Below are 16,626 nucleotides of genomic sequence, written 5' to 3' on the forward strand. Positions count from 1 at the left end.
GTCCCCTCTTCCTATTTGGTGCCATGTGCGATCAAAGAATTGAACTATCTTACTCCTTCGAATTATCAGGTCAGCCAGTTTTTACTGGTTGACCTCTTTTATTATGGCTTAAACCATAATAAAAATAGCAGGTTGCGGTAGCCTGCCTGTTCAACAATATTTGTTATTCAACTATCGTACTCTTTAGTTTAATGCTCGATGATACTTGCATGCTGCTTCTAGGGTTTTAACCGTTTAATAATGGACGCCAATTTTCTGGCAAATACTATTGGGTTCTCTACTGACTCTACATGTACATACATGAGACGAGGCGTATCGAATAACCAATGGTTGTGAACCGCTGTTACTTTTAGCCCAAGTCTAGCTGCCTGCCGTATAAATTGCTGAACTTCTCGCTGCAACAAAGTAATTTCGCCTGTATTCAGGGATTTTCCATTTTTTAAGGATTGGATCACGATCTCATGCTCAGTGTCATATTTTTTGCCTAGTATCTTTGCGTTGAGATTGCGTTTTACCATGATTGAGCACTCGTTGTTTTCGTGCTGCCCTTTTCCACCTAGGATTTGGGCTAAACGCCGACAAAGAGATTCAGTAATAGCCATATATGTCTCCCCTCTCATTTTGAGTAATATATATTATTCAACAAGAGAGAAGAGGATTGGACTTATATGACGCTGGATGGATAATTTTGGGTTGATTAGTTGAAAGAAAAAAGGTATATTATGTTGGGGTTAATAGAGCGGATGTTCGTGTTCGATATGTGTTATTGGGAAAACGCGCAATTCGGGATATACGTTCACTCTCATAGTATTTATATTTGGGGAGGGTGTCTGCATGGACAAAAATTCTGTTTATAGAACAAACATTATAGGCGCTGGCGAGGTTGGCGTCGCCATCTCGGTCGACATGGATAAGAATGTTGTTCATAAAACAAACAGCTTATTTTGGGATACAAAAGGAAATGATGTTTTGGGAGCAACCTCACTTCCTCTTTATGGAGCATTTGTCTCAGAAGAAAAATGCCAGCTTTTTGGCGATGTCACGGGGAAAAAGATGCTGGAGATAGGCTGTGGAAGCGGTCGATCTTTGCAATATCTGGGGGAACGCAACGCATCTGAACTATGGGGTATGGATATATCGGAAAACCAACTCGAAAAAACAAAGCAACATTTGACGGCGTGCGGTCTTTCAGCAAAATTGATCTGTTCTCCCATGGAAGAAAAATGTGGCATACCGGAGGATTATTTTGACTTTGTTTATTCGATTTATGCCATCGGCTGGACAACCGACCTTGAGGGTACTTTTTCCCGGATTGCTTCTTACCTAAAAAAAGACGGCGTATTTATTTTCAGTTGGTCTCACCCCATACATAAATGTGTTGTTGCAGAAAATGATATGCTTGTTTTTAAAAAATGTTACTTCGATGAATCTTGGTATTCGGTATCTCTTGCCGAAAGTACGCTAACATTATCGGACCGTAAACTATCAACCTATGTGAATGCGCTCTCAAAGGCGGGATTTGTCATTGAGCAAATGATTGAGCAATCGGATGATGATATGATGCAATCGCGGGACGATATCAGCGATTTTGCAAAAAAAGCAAAGATGCTTCCTGTAACTTTTGTAATCAAGGCAAGAAAACTATAATATCCGATAGCTTATCTTCCTATTTTCATCAATCAAAACGTGATAATTTTGTTTTCGAACAGGTAGCGAACCTTTGGCCACGTTGCGGTCATATTTCTATTTTAACGTGCTTTTGTATCATGATCCTACAATGTAGGCACGTTTGTGTCATTAGACATCTTGAGCAATCCGGCTTGCAAGCTGATCGAATACCTTTTCAACTAACGTGCAGGATTTCCCTCCCAAAAAATAGCGGCTCTGGACAAAATCCAGAGCCGCTAGCCGATGGTTGGATCATTTATTGTGTATTCTGCCAAGCTTCCAGATTTAATTCTCCATTTATTGCTGCCGCGGCTTTAGCCCCTGATGCGGCTGCCGCAATGGATTGATGCATTAGTGAAGATGCGTCACCCGCTGCGTAAACGCCAGGGACACTGGATTTTCCAAATTCGTCGACGGCAATTACCCCCGAATCCGATATGCGGCAGCCAAGGGACTGCGGCAAATCCGTTCCCGGAACCAGTTCCGACTTGAAGAAGATTCCCGTACACGGAATTTCTGTCCCATCCTCAAGCGCAACATGGTTCACCATACCCTCGCGGGATACAATGGCACGAATCGGCGCATCGAATAGCGGAATATGATGGTCCCGCAATTCATCGCGTTCAGCCTCGCTCAATTCATCGGGGCCATTCGTGCAGACGACAAACCGCTTCGTCCACCCCGACAACAATGGAGCGAAATGCATGAGTGCCGCTCCTCTGCTAATGACAACCAGTGGCTCATCTCTTAATTCCCAACCATCGCAATACGGGCAAACAAACGCACTCTTTCCGTAGACCTCGGCCAATCCCGGAATCTCAAGCTTGCGATCCTTCATGCCTACGGCAAACAGCAGCTTTTTACTGGCGATCTTCACCCCTGTGGCCGTCTCCAGTAAGAAGTATCCGTCCTCCCCCGAGATTGACACTACGGTATCTTCCGCCTGGGCAACCGACGGATAGGCGCGCAGCTGCTCCTTCGCAATACGTCGGAATTCACTCGGGCTGATTCCGTCCCGCGTCAAAAACCCGTGCGCCTCCCGGGTCACGGCATTGCGGGGACGTCCCTCATCAATGACAATCGTCTGCTTCCTCGCCCGTCCCAGCGTAAGTCCGGCGCTCAAACCGGCGGGACCTCCCCCGATAATCGCTACATCCACTTTGTTCATAAATATTTAAACCTCCTCGTTAGTATGCTATTCGTTATTTATGGCGACCGCAGGATACGGTCTTCTCTGTCGTACATATGCTGACTGTCGTTGTTTTCATTTCCCGAGCCACCAACGTCCTTCAGCCAGTTCATAATCCATCTAGCCCTTCGCCTGCCTTCTTCGCTAAACACCTCCTTATCGAACGGCTTGGCTGATGAATCAAATGAATGCGCTGGATCGACGCCTGCCCTCTTCAGCTTGTTTACTCCCGTGTACGGATCTTCCTTCCAGGCTTTTTCCCCATACCGCCGAATCAAACAGTTCATTTTTGGTTATATTTATCACCTGTTTTTTTATAATAATCGAGAGAATTTCCTCATAAGACAAGGGCCTTGGTACCAAGAACGGCTTGGTAATCGTCAATATATTCTGGATATATAGCATTCCAAACAGAAGATAAATATAGACATTAGAGGCATTAGATATCCTTAATAAGCGAAAAAATAAATATTATATAAGCATTCATACATTTTGCCGCTCCGCAACTGATTTACATCCATTGGTTTTTGTGGAGTAGCCGCATCTAGAAAGAGCATCTATGGAGGGCATAGGCCTTGAAAACAGGAATCGTTGCCGTACCCATCAGGGGTTGATTCAAACTTTGAAACGCATCTCCATGAAATCATTAAGGTTTAACGAGGTTCATTTTCGGCGGGATATACCCGAGTTGCCTGCCCATTTTTACAATTTGTCCTCTATGATGAAATTGGCTCTCGAATACATTCATCTTCTCACTCTCCTTTTGATAATAAGGTGTACATTCTTTCATCTGTAATATCCGCATATCAATCGATTATCGAGTTTAAAGATATTGGTTATCTTTAATAGGCTTAAAAAAAGAGGTATTATATGACTATATTCAGATCCCGCACAAGATCAGACATCTTCTGATTTCTCAACTCTTCTTCCATCTTCTCTTCTGCCGATAACACTACCTTTTGAATCGGACATCCTGGTCCATGTTCGAAACTGCAATCGAACAAGGAGGCCGAGCCTTCAATCGCATGAATGATATCTAGGAACGAAATATTTTCCCAATTTCGTTTGAGTCGATAGCCGCCATTTACCCCCGTTATCGATTCAATCATGCCCGCCTTCACCAATTTGGTCAGTATTTTGGACAAATAGGTTGGAGACACATTTTGTCGCTCCGCCAACTGCTGTACACCTATTGGTTTTTGAGGAGTCGCCGCAGTAAGAAAGAGCATTGTATGGAGGGCATAATCGGTAGCCTTGGAGAACTTCATTACGTAATCACCTCAAACACAGACTTAATAAATCTATAATAACTATTATGTTTCATTCCGTCAAGGATAAACCATACCTGCGTATTTCTTGAAAAAGTAGGCCATTCTAATCCAAGTGCCTTAACGCTTCAATGAGTTGATGAGCTTGTCTGGAGGTTCCTGCTAAAATGCTTCCATAGGTTCGAGCAGCTCATGTCACTTCCCTACCTCGCTCGCAGCATGTGCGTCCTTTTTTATTAGTTGAATAAAGGCAGCTGATCAAAGTGATCGCTGCCTTTGCCGTTGCATATTTCACTGTCCGCTTCCATAAAGGTGTGTTTGCGTCAACACAAGTGTTTTTTAGCCAAACCCTTTCTGCAAATTCAAATACACCGATTCTGTAGGTACGAAATATGAGTTGCTTCATATCAGGAAAGACTCATTTTCTTATCATATTACTTATCCAACAACTGATAATATTTTTCGATATGCCCTCTAGATGTTTACCATTAATGACTATATCGGCAAAATTTTTAGTACGCAGTACAAATTCGACTTCTCTATGTTTTGCTGCATCTAAGTAATATGTTGCAACTTCATCAAGACCTACCCCCCAATTTTTCATATTTCTGCTTATCCTACGATACATGCGTTCGTCTGAATCAAGATCAACAAAGATCTTTAAATCTAACATTTTTCTTAACTCTTCAAAGTAAAGTGTGAAAATGCCTTCTAAGATAACTACTTCAGGATGCACTTCAGTACTCAGTAAGTTGTTTATGTATTCCACTAATTTGTTATAGTCCAATGCATCTGGATGGTTAAAATCGTCGTATTCCACATTTGATACAGGCGATATCATCTTTGGCAAATCTTTTTTATAGAAATCGTCTGTTGAGATAACAGCTACTTGATAATCTTTAAGTTCCTTAACTAAAATTTCGCAGTAAGTTGATTTCCCACTGCCCGAACCGCCTGCAATTCCTACTATAATAGGTTTCAATTCTACCAGCTCCTCTTTTGTATTTAAGACTTTCCATAGTAAAGTAATAATATTCTACCAACTGCAAGTAAATCCTTCGCACATAATTTACGATTCATTTACGTCAAATTTATTACCATCCGGATCGTAAAATACAAAGTTTTCTTCTGTAGACACTGGATAAACAACGCGCCTCTCGGGGCAATGGCATTGGCCTGCATACGAGATCAATATTGGATGCAGATGTGTGATTCATATTGAAAACTAGTTGCCAGGCAGTTGGATGCCACGCCAGCCGCCTACATCGCATTGGCCATATTCATTATTACCCACAGCCACCACCGTACCATCCGATTTAAGTCCGAGAGTATGAGCGCAACCTGCCGCAACGGCCACAATATCGCGCCAGCCGCTTACATCACATTGGCCATGCTTATTCCAACCCACAGCCACCACCGTACCATCCGATTTAAGTCCGAGAGTATGAGCGCAACCTGCCGCAACGGCCACAATATCGCGCCAGCCGCTTACATCGCATTGGCCATACTTATTCCAACCCACAGCCGCTACCGTGCCGTCCGATTTAAGGCCGATCGTATGATGACTACCCGCCGCTATCGCCACAATACCTCGCCAGCCGCTTACATTGCATTGGCCATACCGATTATTACCCACAATCGTCACCGTGCCGTCCGATTTAAGCCCGACGGTATGCCAGTCACCCGCCGCTATCGCCAGCATATCACGCCAGTCGCTTACATTGCATTGGCCTTCATTATTTCGACCCACAGCCATCACCGTGCCATCCGATTTAAGCCCGACGGTACGACGCCAACCCGCTGCAACCGCTACAATATCGCACCAGTCGTTTACTTCGCATTGGCCATGCTTATTCCAACCCACAGCCACCACCGTGCCGTCAGATGTAAGACCGATCGTATGAGCATTACCCGTGTTTGTCGCCATATGAACATTACCCGCCGCGACCGCTACAATATCGCGCCAGCCGCTTACATCGCATTGGCCATGTTTATTATCACCCACGGCCGTCACCGTACCGTCCGATTTAAGAGCAATGGTATGACGGCGGCCCGCCGCTATGGTATTTTTGGGCCACCTTTTCGCCTTTAACGCCGCTTCTTTCGGTGTAATGTAATCCATGTCTTACCTCCTTGAAATCAAGACCTAACTCCTTCACTTTACAATCATCGTTGGCTGGGTATTTTCTCGTTTTCCATCTTTATCGTGAAAGATTCATTTTTAAAGCAGGACGCACACCATAACCGTCTATACTGTTGTTTCCATAGCTGCGGATACTGCAATCTGTACCTACAAAAAACGCACGTGAAGGTTTGTTTCCTTGTGTTCGCAGCCACCACCAGGAACAGCCGACTTCTTCGCCGTCTCTGATGAGATAGTTATCTTTGTTCGTTTTATCATATACATATAAGCTGCATCCATCGGGCCTTTTCGTCTTGGCAAAATCGGTTCCAACCGCGCGCCTCAAATCCTTGCCGTGGATCTCAGATAAATCTTTTATCTCGGCAGCGCTAAGCAGAAAGACCTTGTCCTCCGTATCCGGGCAGCCCTCTCCGTTGTCCGTGCAATGAGTGGTCTTTATGAATTGTTTTTCGGCGTCACTGAACGCAGCGTTATAGAATACATCATTCAACCACTCGCGCAAATCGCAGTCATGCCACGTCATTTCCATGCTATCGCGCCACTTCAGATCCGCGTTCTTGCCGTGATACCTCTTGCAGTCCAAAATATACTCACTCAAAACAAACAGCTCGCTTCCTGAATTTTGAAGAACACGCCATTTAATCGCCAGTTTTTTACCGTCAACAGACTGCGGATACGTGCCGAACGTAATGAATTCGCCGGGCTTTAGGTTACGGTACGTTAAAGCCAAATGACCCTTTTCCATTAAGTTTTCCTCCTCGATTTTTTATTTCAACTTCGATCATATAACATTCATGCAAGATTTCGTTTGATATACCAGGAATCCTTGTGTGGTCGGCTATTGTCTCCTATAATGTTGTTGCCGTACTTTATAGTTTGACTTTAAGGAAGGTGCCTGCAGATGGACAAAACCTATACGCCGAAACGGATGGCCCAAAGACTTCATGTCAGCACCACGACCTTGCGAAGATATGAAAGCCTCGATTTGGTGCCTGACGTACCTCGGACATCCAGTAATAGAAGATATTATACAGCGATCCATGCTCAAGCTTTCATAGCTTTACGATCCTTGATCAAAGGATTCGAACTGCCTATCGCCTACGAAGTCATGAGCTTATTAAAAAAAGGTCGCGTCGAACAAGCACTTTGGAAGATCAATTTACAACAGTACAACATTCAGGTAGAGAAACAACGTGTCGAGGAGGTCATGAGTCTCATTCATCAAACTGATTTCTCGATGTATAGGAATATTCAGGTCACGGATGAATTGAAAATCGGGGAGGTCGCCGTTATCGCTGGTGTAAACCCATCCGCTATTCGACATTGGGAAAAGGAGGGGCTTATTCGTGCTAAGCGTAATCCGGAAAACGGATATAGAGTCTTTACATCGCGGGAATTAAAAAAGATTATTGTGCTGAGCAGTTTAAGGAAAACCGTCTTTTTCATTGAAAGCATGAAACAGTTGCTTGAGGCTTTAGAGACACATGATCTGACTACGATTGAACGCTCCTTTAAAGTAGCTCTTCAGAAGCTGAATGAGCAATTGGAAAAGCAAATGAATGGCATATCAGAAATGATGAGATATATACAACTTTGCAAAATAGAATAAATGGTAAAAATCCTTGTTTAACTTTTCCGCTTGCTAACGAATATGGGCCCAAAGTGTGAATGATTTGATGGATCGGTCTCTTTTCTGAAGACAGGACGCTGACCCTACGGATATTTGATTTGACATATTTCTGCCGGCTCGATAGAATGAATTTGGAATGACTGATGAGTTTTATATAAAACTAATAGGTCATTTCGAGTTGGGCGTGCCTTTCTCAAGGGGAAAAAGGCTTTCCGCCCGATGATTTTACAGAAAGCAGGGTGAACATATGTCAAACAAATTCGCAGCTCAAACCCTTAACGAGCCGGGAGGGTTCTCAATGAAGAGAATCGTCGCCTCCCTTCTTGCCGTCGTGATCGGCACCTTCATGGTTATTCTTGACAGCACGGTCGTGAACGTCGCCATTCCTACGCTGGTCGACAATTTTGACAGTACGCTGCATACCATTCAATGGTCCGTAACCGCTTATACGCTGTCCTTATCCGCCGTTATTCCCCTTGCCGGTTGGATGTCGGATAAATTCCGTGCCAAACGCGTATTCCTGGTCTCCATCGGCCTGTTTACCTTCGGTTCGGTCCTGTGTGCTTTTGCTCAAACTCCCTCCCAGTTGATCATTTTCCGTATTCTTCAGGGGCTGGGCGGCGGCATGGTATCTCCGATCGGAATGGCCATGGTTTACCGCATTGCGCCTCCGGAGAAAAGAGGCACAATTATCGGAATGTTCGGAATTCCGATGCTTCTGGCTCCCGCCCTTGGGCCCGTTTTATCCGGCTGGCTCGTTGAATACGTTAGCTGGCAGTGGATATTCTTGATCAATCTGCCTATCGGCATTCTCGGCATTGTGATTGGAAACAAGTTTTTGCCAAACTTTCCGGGGCATGAGGCACCGCATTTGGATATTTTAGGTATGATTTTAGGACCGATTGCCTTTGCCTTGATCACGTTCGGCATCAGCGAAGGAAGCGTCAGCTGGACATCGGACCGGGCATTGTCCGGTCTCATCATCGGAGGTGCCGCACTGGCAGCGTTTATCGTATCGTGTCTGATCAAAGAGCAGCCATTGCTGGAGCTTAGGGTGTTTAAATCTTTGGATTTCACCCGCGGCATCGTGGCCTCGTGGATCATGCAAACCGCTTTGTTTGGTACGGTGCTTCTTTTTCCGCTCCTGCTTCAGCAGGTTAAGCACTACTCGCCGCTGGCAACGGGGCTCATCTTGCTGCCACAGGCTGCCGGTTCGATGATTTTCATGCCGCTCGCCGGCCGTATTTTTGATAAAGTGGGGGCTCGTCCACCCCTGATTGCCGGGATGACGTTGATTACGGGCGGGCTGTTCTTTATGTCTTTCCTGCAGTCCGATACCCCGTTGGCATATATGATGATGACCTTGTTCTTACTCGGATCGGGGATGGGTCTGTCCATGATGTCATTGAACACCCATGTGCTGAACGCGACTCCGCGTCATTTGGTCAGCCGGGTCACTCCCCTGACAAGCGCTTCGCAGCAGGTCGTGACTTCGCTTGCCATCGCAGGCTTTACTGGGTACTTATCATCACGGATGACGGTCCATCTAAGTCGGGTGTCGGCGAAGCAAGGCATGCTGGAAGCTGGCATAGCCTCTTTCCGAGAGACCTTTTTTGCAGCTGCATTCATCGCGTGCGCTGGACTTGTCCTAAGCTTCTTTATCCGCAAACCCAAGCCGGTTCCGGCAGAAGCATCCGAGCCCGAGATGGCCTGAAAGGGTTCCGTGCGAATACGATGCTTTTCATGAGTGTCCCCTTGTCCCGATTGGCGATGGGATGCAATGCGGATCCGGTGTCGGGAAATTCAAATTGCTGGAGGGATGGATCATGAGTCCGTTTGCTGAATTCAAGGTAACGACTGTCGTTGTTGTCCTTTCTTTTTTATTATCGATTGCCGTGATGGGTTTTTGTCCCCTTCACATTCCGATTCATTTTAACGGTGGACATGCCGATCGGTTCATTAATAAGTATGTTGGACTGTATATCTTTCCGGTGCTGATGGCCATCGCGCTGCTTCTGCAGAAATTGGAGTTCAAAACGGTCTGGGGAATCTACTTCTGCGGGCTGCTCCATCTCTATCTGCTCTACAATGCCGTCGTCATTTGACTTTTGCAATGACTACAAATACGATAACTTGGAGGATGGAAGACTTTGAGGTTTTTCGAAATTATTCTTGTGTTGCTGATTTTCTTTCTTCCGATGCTGTTCATATGGAAACCACGCTTTGTCCAAATATCCCGATCGTTTGCGTTTGCTTCGCTTTTGGCTGCATTGATTTTACAGATGGTTGTGGATGGGTACCGATTGCAGATGGTCCCTGCGTATGCAGCTGCAATTGTCATGATACTGATCCTATGCATAACCTGGAGAAAACCGCAGCGAGCCGAGAGCAGCCGGAGGGGTTGGAAAGCCACCCTTTGGACAATCGTGGTTCTTATATCCTTTGGGGTTATGGCTGCTCCTCCAATGCTTATGCCCGTTTTCGCCTTTGAAAATCCGACCGGCCCCTATCAGGTGGGGACGACGGTATTGCATTGGACGGATTTTGGCCGGAAGGACGAAAACGCATCTGATTCTAATGCGCATCGGGAGCTGATGGTACAGTTATGGTATCCTGCAGCTACAACAGATTCTATGCGGATTGAACCTTATATCCGTCACGTGAAGGCCGTAACCCAAGGACTCGAAAGCGCCCTTTCCTTTCAGTCGTGGACGCTTGAACACCTGAGTCTTGTACAGTCGCATGCTTATACGGACGCCCCTTTGTCCGATGTCGAGAACCGGTATCCCGTCTTGATCTTTTCCCACGGCATGACGGGCTTTCGAAACCAGAATACGTTTCAGGTCGAAGAGCTGGCCAGCCATGGATATATCGTGGTTGGCATCGATCACGCATATGATGCGGCGGCGACCGTTTATCCGGACGGAAGGGAAATTTTGATGAAGAAAAGCAACTTGAGCGGATTCGGCGATTTTGACCGCCATATGCCCCTTTGGGTCGGCGACGTGACTTTTGTATTGAACCAACTGCAAAACCTGAACAACAATGGGTACAAAGGGAAATTCAAAGACCGCCTCGATCTGACCCGCACCGGGATGTTTGGGCACTCCTACGGCGGCGCCGCCGCGGCACAAATGCTCTTGAAGGATTCGCGCATATTGGCAGCTATCAACATGGATGGAACGCTTTATGGCGGTCCACCTCCTGAAAGCGGTATGACGAAGCCATATTTGCAAATGAATGGAGAACAAAGCATCGATAAGTCCGTGTTCGAAAGGTCGCTGGACAAGGCGATCGCGCGGAGCGGAAAATCCAGGGGATCCTATGAAGCGTTTTGGGATGAGACCGTAAGACGCCGGAACCTTGCCTTGCAAAGCGGCGGCTACACGATGACGATCCCGAATACGTCCCATATGAGTTTTACGGATTTTCATCTGTTTTCTCCGCTTCTATCCGGTAAGAAAGAACAACCACGTGAGGTGCATCGAATCATCAACGAGGTGAGCCTAGCCTTTTTTGACCAATATGTCAAAGGTAAAGGCCATTCAGAGATGAACGAAGTGTCCAAGAAGTATCCGCAAATTCATTTGATTCAGCCGAATCATGAACGGAATGCCTCCAATCTTTAGATCGCTGGGACAAAATGCAGATGCTTCCCTTCCGCAAATCCAGACTTAGATGATCGGAAGTAGTGATGACATAGGCAAAAAGCGTTAAGATAGATTCGATGTATCAAAAAATTTTGACCTGAACCTTGTGTTCGGAAACATACCTAAGCTTGATATGAATTCTTATTAGACGTCACTGAAGGAGGCGGCACGGATGAGTGTGCTGAAGGAGAAGATTTTGCAGTCGGCGATTCGGCTGTTTACGGAACAAGGGTATCAGGCGACATCCATACAGGATATCGCCGATGATTGCAGCATTGCCAAGGGTTCGCTTTACAAGCATTTCAGCTCGAAAGAAGAACTGTACATCAGTATTTTGGAGAGGCGTCAGCGGGACATGATCGATGCGGTGGATCGAATCCGAAAAATGCAGCTGCCCAAAAGGGAAACCTACTTGGAGGAGCTTGCCTACCAATTCGATTTTTACGTGGAGCACGGCTATTATATTTCGCGCGATCATAACGAGCTCCCTCCCGTCAACAACGATAAAATCGAAAACGTTCTGAGCATGATGAGAAGAAGCATGTTTCTGTATTATCAAGATATGCTGACAAGGCAGTACGGGGCGGACATCGACCAATGGAAATGGGATGCCACCGCTTTGCTTAACGGCCTCATCCGGGAATATACGTTTCACCTGTTGTTCGGGTTCATGCCCATCGATAAAAAAGAATTGGCTTTGTTCATCGCAGAACGGATGGACGATCTCGTGGAAGGGTTGAAAAAACGATCGGCTTCCCCACTCCTTATCGATGAGCACATGACGGAATATTCCCATGTCGATCTCAATGGGCTGTATGCCTCCCGCGAAGGGCGAAGAGACGCGCTGATCCTCAAAATATCGTCCATCATTCCAGATATCGCCGTTCCGAATCAGAGAAAGAAAGAATTGTCGGAGGTCGCCGCAATGCTTCAAGAGGAATCCGCGCAGGAACAACCAAGACGTTTCCTCCAGCTTGCGCTCCTTCGAGATTTGGAGTCAGAAAGCGAGCTTGCCTTTTATGCGAATCAGCTTCTCCCTTTGATTTAAGATCATTCTATAATCCTGACTAAATCCAAGCTTCCCGGCTCAGATTTATTAATTATGCCCGAAGGGGGTTTTTTAACCTCCTTCCTTACTTATGATAACGAACAAGAATTAAAAAGAGGTGAATGTATATGCTTCTTTTTTTAGGTATATTACTCATCGTGGCCGGGCTAATCATGTTGGTTAAACCAAAGTATATTTGGGCAATCACTGAAAAATGGAAATCAGAAGGAGCAGAAGATCCTTCATTCGTTTATATTGTGTCTATTCGATTAGGCGGTTTCATCTGCGCAATAATCGCACTTTTGTGTTTCTATGCACTTTCTTTATAATTGGCCACTCGTCTTCACTTACAGCATTAAAGTTGTTGTTCAGGATACAGTGCCAATCATCAAAATCAGACAAGAGTACATCTTCAGGCTCCAGATCCTGCCATCTTAACTTATTCAACTATTTTATTTCTTTTCCGATACAGCAAAGTAATTTTCTTCATTATCTGCGAAGTTAAAGACTCTGCCGGAGGGAAGTTCCATCATTTCTCCAACTTTGATATTTTTGTTTTTCAAATCGCTGTATAACTCATCAAAATTCTCAGCGTAAAACATGATAGATGGTGTTCCGAGATTCATTTCAGGGTTCATTTTGGCAACGAACTCTTTACTATGAAGAACAATGCTGGTTGCTGCACCCTTAGGAGCGACTTCGATCCATCTCATCGGACCATTGGTTTCTTCCGCTATGACCTCGAATCCTAGTTTTTCTGTCCAAAAATCTCTGGATTCGTCTTGGTTATTCACATACAACATAACTTGGCCAATTTTATTGATCATAATTTAAACACTCCTCTTGTGGAATAAATATCGGGTCAGGCTGTTTCATCGGGGGCGTGTAGCGAATCTTCAATTCTTCATATTCATCTACATATATATAGTTTTTGTTGCAACTGTTTGCTGGAATGCCTGATCATGCTCTACAAAAACCATTGTTGGGTTATATGTTTTAATAAGCTCTTCAATCTGCATGCGCGAATAAATATCAATAAAATTTAACGGTTCATCCCAAATATACAGATGAGCCTGTTCACATAAACTTTTGGCTATAAGCAGCTTTTTCTTTTGACCACCAGAATAATGAGATATATCTTTCTCAAATTGTATTCGGTCAAAATCCATCTTGCGTAGGATGGATTTAAATAACGTTTCATCAATCTCATGCTCTTCAATAAAGTCCGATAAAAGTCCCTTCAAATGAGAAGTATCCTGCCCAACATAGGAAATGATAAGTCCGGAAGCTAAATTCATCGAGCCTGTATGTTGTATCGGATTTCCTAAGATTAGTTTTAGAATACTACTCTTTCCGCTTCCATTCTTTCCATCCAGTACAATTCGGTCACCTTGTTCAACTTTAAAGCTAATTGGCTTATTCACGATTTGGTCATCGTACTTAACAGACACGTCAGCCATAACAACCAATTCTTTTGACTGAAATTCCAATGGTTCTAATTTTAACGACTCGGTTTTTTCCACATTTTTTAAAAGTTTTGACTTTTCTTCTATAGCTTTTTGTTGCCTTGATTCAATGTTCTTTGCTCTCTTCATCATCTTTGCCGCTTTATGTCCCACAAACCCTTTGTCCAACTTAGAACCCGAGTTCGTTGTCCCATTTTTTGAAGCTTCCACTTGATTAGACCAACCTGCTGAACGCTTTGAAGAGTCCTTTAATCTCCCGATGTCTTTTTGTAGACGCTCATTCGTTGCTTCTTCATGTTCCTGCTGCCTATCAAAATTTAACTTCCATGAAGAATAGTTACCGCTTTGAACTTCAATATTCGCTCTATTGATCGACAGGATATGGTCAACGCATCCATCTAAAAAGATTCTGTCATGTGAAATTAAAATAAACCCTTTTTTCTTCCTTAGATAATTAGAGACAATCTTTCGTGCATCAGTGTCTAAATGATTGGTTGGCTCATCAATTAACAGAAATTGGCCTTCATTCAGAAATAGCGCGGCAAGCAACACCTTTGTTTGTTCTCCATTGGATAATGTTTTAAATGGTCGGTACATAACCTCGGCATCGACATTTAGATAGGAGATTTCACGAAGAAATTCCCAATCTTCTGCTAGGGGGCAAATTTCTTCAAGGATTTCATAAGTGTACTTGTTTTTATCCGAAACCGGATAAGGGAAATAATTAAATTCTACCGAAGAAATGATTTTCCCGCTATACTCATAATTCCCTAATAATAAATTAAAAAATGTTGTTTTACCTCGCCCATTTCTACCGATAAATCCAAGTTTCCAATCCGTATCTATCTGAAAGTTTACACCTTCAAAAATATTGTCAAAGCTGCCTGGATAAGAAAAAGTTAAGTCTTGAACTTGTATCATTGACATGATAATTCCTCCTTTGTATATCAACACTTACTTTTATACAAAGTCGGCACATCCATCTATTCTAATTTGCTCCGTATAAGTTTGATGGATTCAGCGACTTATACGGAGCATTACATGCGTAACAATAGTGTCTGAACTACTCATTTCTCTTTCTCCTTTACTTTATAGCTGTACATGCCAAAATTCACTGTAATGAAATGTAAAAAGAGACATCCTTGATTCTCTCTGTGTAAAATAGAAGTGCGACCAACCACTCTACGCAGAGGAGAACAAGAAATGTCTCATACGTATACGTTAACACAGCATCGCAATTGGTACAATATCTTTCGGCAATGGAAACTCCCGTTGTATTTTTCCAAATCTGTAATGAGTCACATCACTCACTTTGTAGATGGCATGTTGTCATCTGGATTTACAGGTACCTTAACAGACATACATCGTGAAAGCTTGCACCATCGGGATCGCAGAAGCTTAAGCCATTTTTTATCCCATGGGAAGTGGGATGAACAGTTCCTGAAGGACATCGTACGTAATATCGCCTATCAGCAAGTCAAATTCAGCGCCAAACACAATAACAGTCCGATCTTTGTCCTCGTAGATGATACGGTGTGTGAAAAAACCAAACCTTCGTCACAGGCGGTTGACTCGATCCAGGGATCAGCCTTTCACCACTCTCATCTCAAGGGCAAGAAGGTCTATGGTCATGCTGTAGTGGAAGCCATGCTTCGGGCGGGTGATGTCGTATATCCTTTTGCAACAGAACGTTATGAATCCAAAAGCAAGAGCAAGATTGATCTGGTTTGTGACATGATTCGGCAAGTGCCCAGGTCTCATCACCCTACGTACGTATTAATGGACTCGTGGTATCCTTCAGCCTCTGTTCTTCAGGTGAGTAGCGAGCAAGGATTCCATGTCATTAGTGGTCTGAAGACCAATCGCATCATTTACCCCCAAGGGATTCGCCAATCCATTAAAGAATTTGCTTCGTTTATTTCGAAGTCTGATACCGATCTCGTGACCATCGGAGTAGACTCTTATCGCGTTTATCGATACGAAGGAAAGCTCAATTTGCTGGATAATGGAGTCGTTCTTTTCTGCTGGAAAGAAGGAGAAGAACTGAACCCAAAGCAAGTAAAAGCTTTTCTAAGTACAGATGTTTCTCTAACCAACAAGCAAATTCTGAGCTATTACAGCAAGCGATGGTCGATTGAAACGTATTTTCGAGCGGCGAAGGTCCACCTCGGCTTGGATCGATATCAGGTTCGATCTACGAAAGCGATCGATCGCTACTGGGCGCTGCTATCTTTTGTTTCGATGTGCTGCATTTACAGCGGTCAGGGCAATCTTTTGGATGGATTGCACCAATATCGACGAGAAAAAAAGCAACATTGGATTGAGTATGTCTATAAACAAGCTCTATCCGGAGTAGCTCTCGCTCAAATTCAAACACAGCTTAGAGCTGCATAGGGATACTGTCAGCTTTTTTGAATTTACAATTTCTTGAAGTGTTTATTGGCATGTACAGTTTATAGATTAAAAAATAAATCTTGTCCATGAGAGAATAAAAAATCCTCCCAATTTCTAATTGGAAGGATTAGTCTGTCACTTATACTAAATAAGTTTCTTTTTTTGCCATC

General features: G+C 44.2%; 18 protein-coding genes. 8 read left to right on the forward strand and 10 right to left on the reverse strand.

Going from position 1 to position 16,626, the window contains the following annotated elements; translation table 11 throughout:
• Nucleotides 1–218: 218 nt before the first annotated feature.
• Entirely contained in the window at nt 219–602 is a 384-nt protein-coding gene (locus tag L6442_RS15885) for a DUF1259 domain-containing protein (protein WP_194234309.1), read from the reverse strand.
• Nucleotides 603–834: 232 nt separating this feature from the next.
• Here L6442_RS15885 and L6442_RS15890 point away from each other — a divergent pair, with 232 nt between their 5' ends.
• Nucleotides 835–1,647, forward strand: coding sequence for a class I SAM-dependent methyltransferase (locus tag L6442_RS15890; RefSeq protein WP_212980771.1), 813 nt, complete (start codon nt 835–837; stop codon nt 1,645–1,647).
• A gap of 277 nt (nt 1,648–1,924) precedes the next feature.
• On the opposite strand, the gene L6442_RS15895 is transcribed toward L6442_RS15890, so the two are convergent.
• From L6442_RS15895 to L6442_RS15925, 7 genes are all read right to left on the reverse strand, one after another.
• Entirely contained in the window at nt 1,925–2,836 is a 912-nt protein-coding gene (locus L6442_RS15895) for an NAD(P)/FAD-dependent oxidoreductase (protein WP_212980770.1), read from the reverse strand.
• 38 nt (nt 2,837–2,874) lie between these two features.
• A complete protein-coding gene (locus L6442_RS15900) occupies nt 2,875–3,144 on the reverse strand; it encodes a hypothetical protein (RefSeq protein ID WP_237100342.1) in 270 nt (89 codons plus the stop codon).
• A gap of 359 nt (nt 3,145–3,503) precedes the next feature.
• The gene (locus L6442_RS32970) at nt 3,504–3,662 is read right to left on the reverse strand and encodes a DinB family protein (RefSeq protein WP_336513163.1); all 159 of its coding nucleotides are present in this window, start codon (nt 3,660–3,662) and stop codon (nt 3,504–3,506) included.
• A 61-nt stretch (nt 3,663–3,723) separates the two neighbouring features.
• Nucleotides 3,724–4,125: an Rrf2 family transcriptional regulator gene (locus L6442_RS15910; RefSeq protein WP_194234314.1), complete on the reverse strand. Its 402-nt coding sequence runs from the start codon at nt 4,123–4,125 to the stop codon at nt 3,724–3,726.
• A 418-nt stretch (nt 4,126–4,543) separates the two neighbouring features.
• Nucleotides 4,544–5,107 (reverse strand): uridine kinase family protein, encoded by a 564-nt coding sequence (locus tag L6442_RS15915; RefSeq protein ID WP_212980769.1) that lies wholly within the window; start codon nt 5,105–5,107, stop codon nt 4,544–4,546.
• A 243-nt stretch (nt 5,108–5,350) separates the two neighbouring features.
• Nucleotides 5,351–6,247, reverse strand: a complete 897-nt coding sequence (locus L6442_RS15920) for an RCC1 domain-containing protein (RefSeq protein WP_212980768.1) — start codon at nt 6,245–6,247, stop codon at nt 5,351–5,353.
• A 79-nt stretch (nt 6,248–6,326) separates the two neighbouring features.
• The gene (locus L6442_RS15925) at nt 6,327–7,013 is read right to left on the reverse strand and encodes a DUF6273 domain-containing protein (RefSeq protein WP_212980767.1); all 687 of its coding nucleotides are present in this window, start codon (nt 7,011–7,013) and stop codon (nt 6,327–6,329) included.
• A gap of 156 nt (nt 7,014–7,169) precedes the next feature.
• On the opposite strand from L6442_RS15925, the gene L6442_RS15930 reads away from it, so the two are divergent.
• From L6442_RS15930 to L6442_RS33120, 6 genes are all read left to right on the forward strand, one after another.
• The gene (locus L6442_RS15930; RefSeq protein WP_212980766.1) at nt 7,170–7,877 is read left to right on the forward strand and encodes a MerR family DNA-binding transcriptional regulator; all 708 of its coding nucleotides are present in this window, start codon (nt 7,170–7,172) and stop codon (nt 7,875–7,877) included.
• 268 nt (nt 7,878–8,145) lie between these two features.
• On the forward strand, nt 8,146–9,612 hold the full coding sequence (locus L6442_RS15935; RefSeq protein WP_212980765.1) for a DHA2 family efflux MFS transporter permease subunit: 1,467 nt from the start codon (nt 8,146–8,148) through the stop codon (nt 9,610–9,612).
• A 112-nt stretch (nt 9,613–9,724) separates the two neighbouring features.
• Nucleotides 9,725–10,003, forward strand: coding sequence for a DUF1648 domain-containing protein (locus L6442_RS15940; protein ID WP_212980764.1), 279 nt, complete (start codon nt 9,725–9,727; stop codon nt 10,001–10,003).
• A gap of 45 nt (nt 10,004–10,048) precedes the next feature.
• Nucleotides 10,049–11,527 carry an alpha/beta hydrolase family protein gene (locus L6442_RS15945; RefSeq protein WP_212980763.1) on the forward strand — a complete coding sequence of 493 codons (1,479 nt, stop codon included), beginning with the start codon at nt 10,049–10,051 and terminating at the stop codon, nt 11,525–11,527.
• Between the two features lie 193 nt (nt 11,528–11,720).
• The gene (locus L6442_RS15950; RefSeq protein ID WP_212980762.1) at nt 11,721–12,596 is read left to right on the forward strand and encodes a TetR/AcrR family transcriptional regulator; all 876 of its coding nucleotides are present in this window, start codon (nt 11,721–11,723) and stop codon (nt 12,594–12,596) included.
• A 128-nt stretch (nt 12,597–12,724) separates the two neighbouring features.
• Complete coding sequence (locus L6442_RS33120; RefSeq protein ID WP_416000096.1) at nt 12,725–12,925, forward strand: DUF6199 family natural product biosynthesis protein; 201 nt, start codon at nt 12,725–12,727, stop codon at nt 12,923–12,925.
• Nucleotides 12,926–13,048: 123 nt separating this feature from the next.
• Here L6442_RS33120 and L6442_RS15955 read toward each other — a convergent pair whose 3' ends face one another.
• Nucleotides 13,049–13,423 carry a VOC family protein gene (locus L6442_RS15955; RefSeq protein ID WP_212980761.1) on the reverse strand — a complete coding sequence of 125 codons (375 nt, stop codon included), beginning with the start codon at nt 13,421–13,423 and terminating at the stop codon, nt 13,049–13,051.
• Between the two features lie 87 nt (nt 13,424–13,510).
• Nucleotides 13,511–14,989: an Lsa family ABC-F type ribosomal protection protein gene (locus L6442_RS15960; RefSeq protein ID WP_212980760.1), complete on the reverse strand. Its 1,479-nt coding sequence runs from the start codon at nt 14,987–14,989 to the stop codon at nt 13,511–13,513.
• Nucleotides 14,990–15,265: 276 nt separating this feature from the next.
• Here L6442_RS15960 and L6442_RS15965 point away from each other — a divergent pair, with 276 nt between their 5' ends.
• Nucleotides 15,266–16,456: an IS701 family transposase gene (locus L6442_RS15965; protein WP_237100135.1), complete on the forward strand. Its 1,191-nt coding sequence runs from the start codon at nt 15,266–15,268 to the stop codon at nt 16,454–16,456.
• Nucleotides 16,457–16,626 lie beyond the last annotated feature (170 nt).

It is taken from the genome of Paenibacillus azoreducens (assembly GCF_021654775.1).
GTDB lineage: Bacteria > Bacillota > Bacilli > Paenibacillales > Paenibacillaceae > Paenibacillus_AQ > Paenibacillus_AQ azoreducens.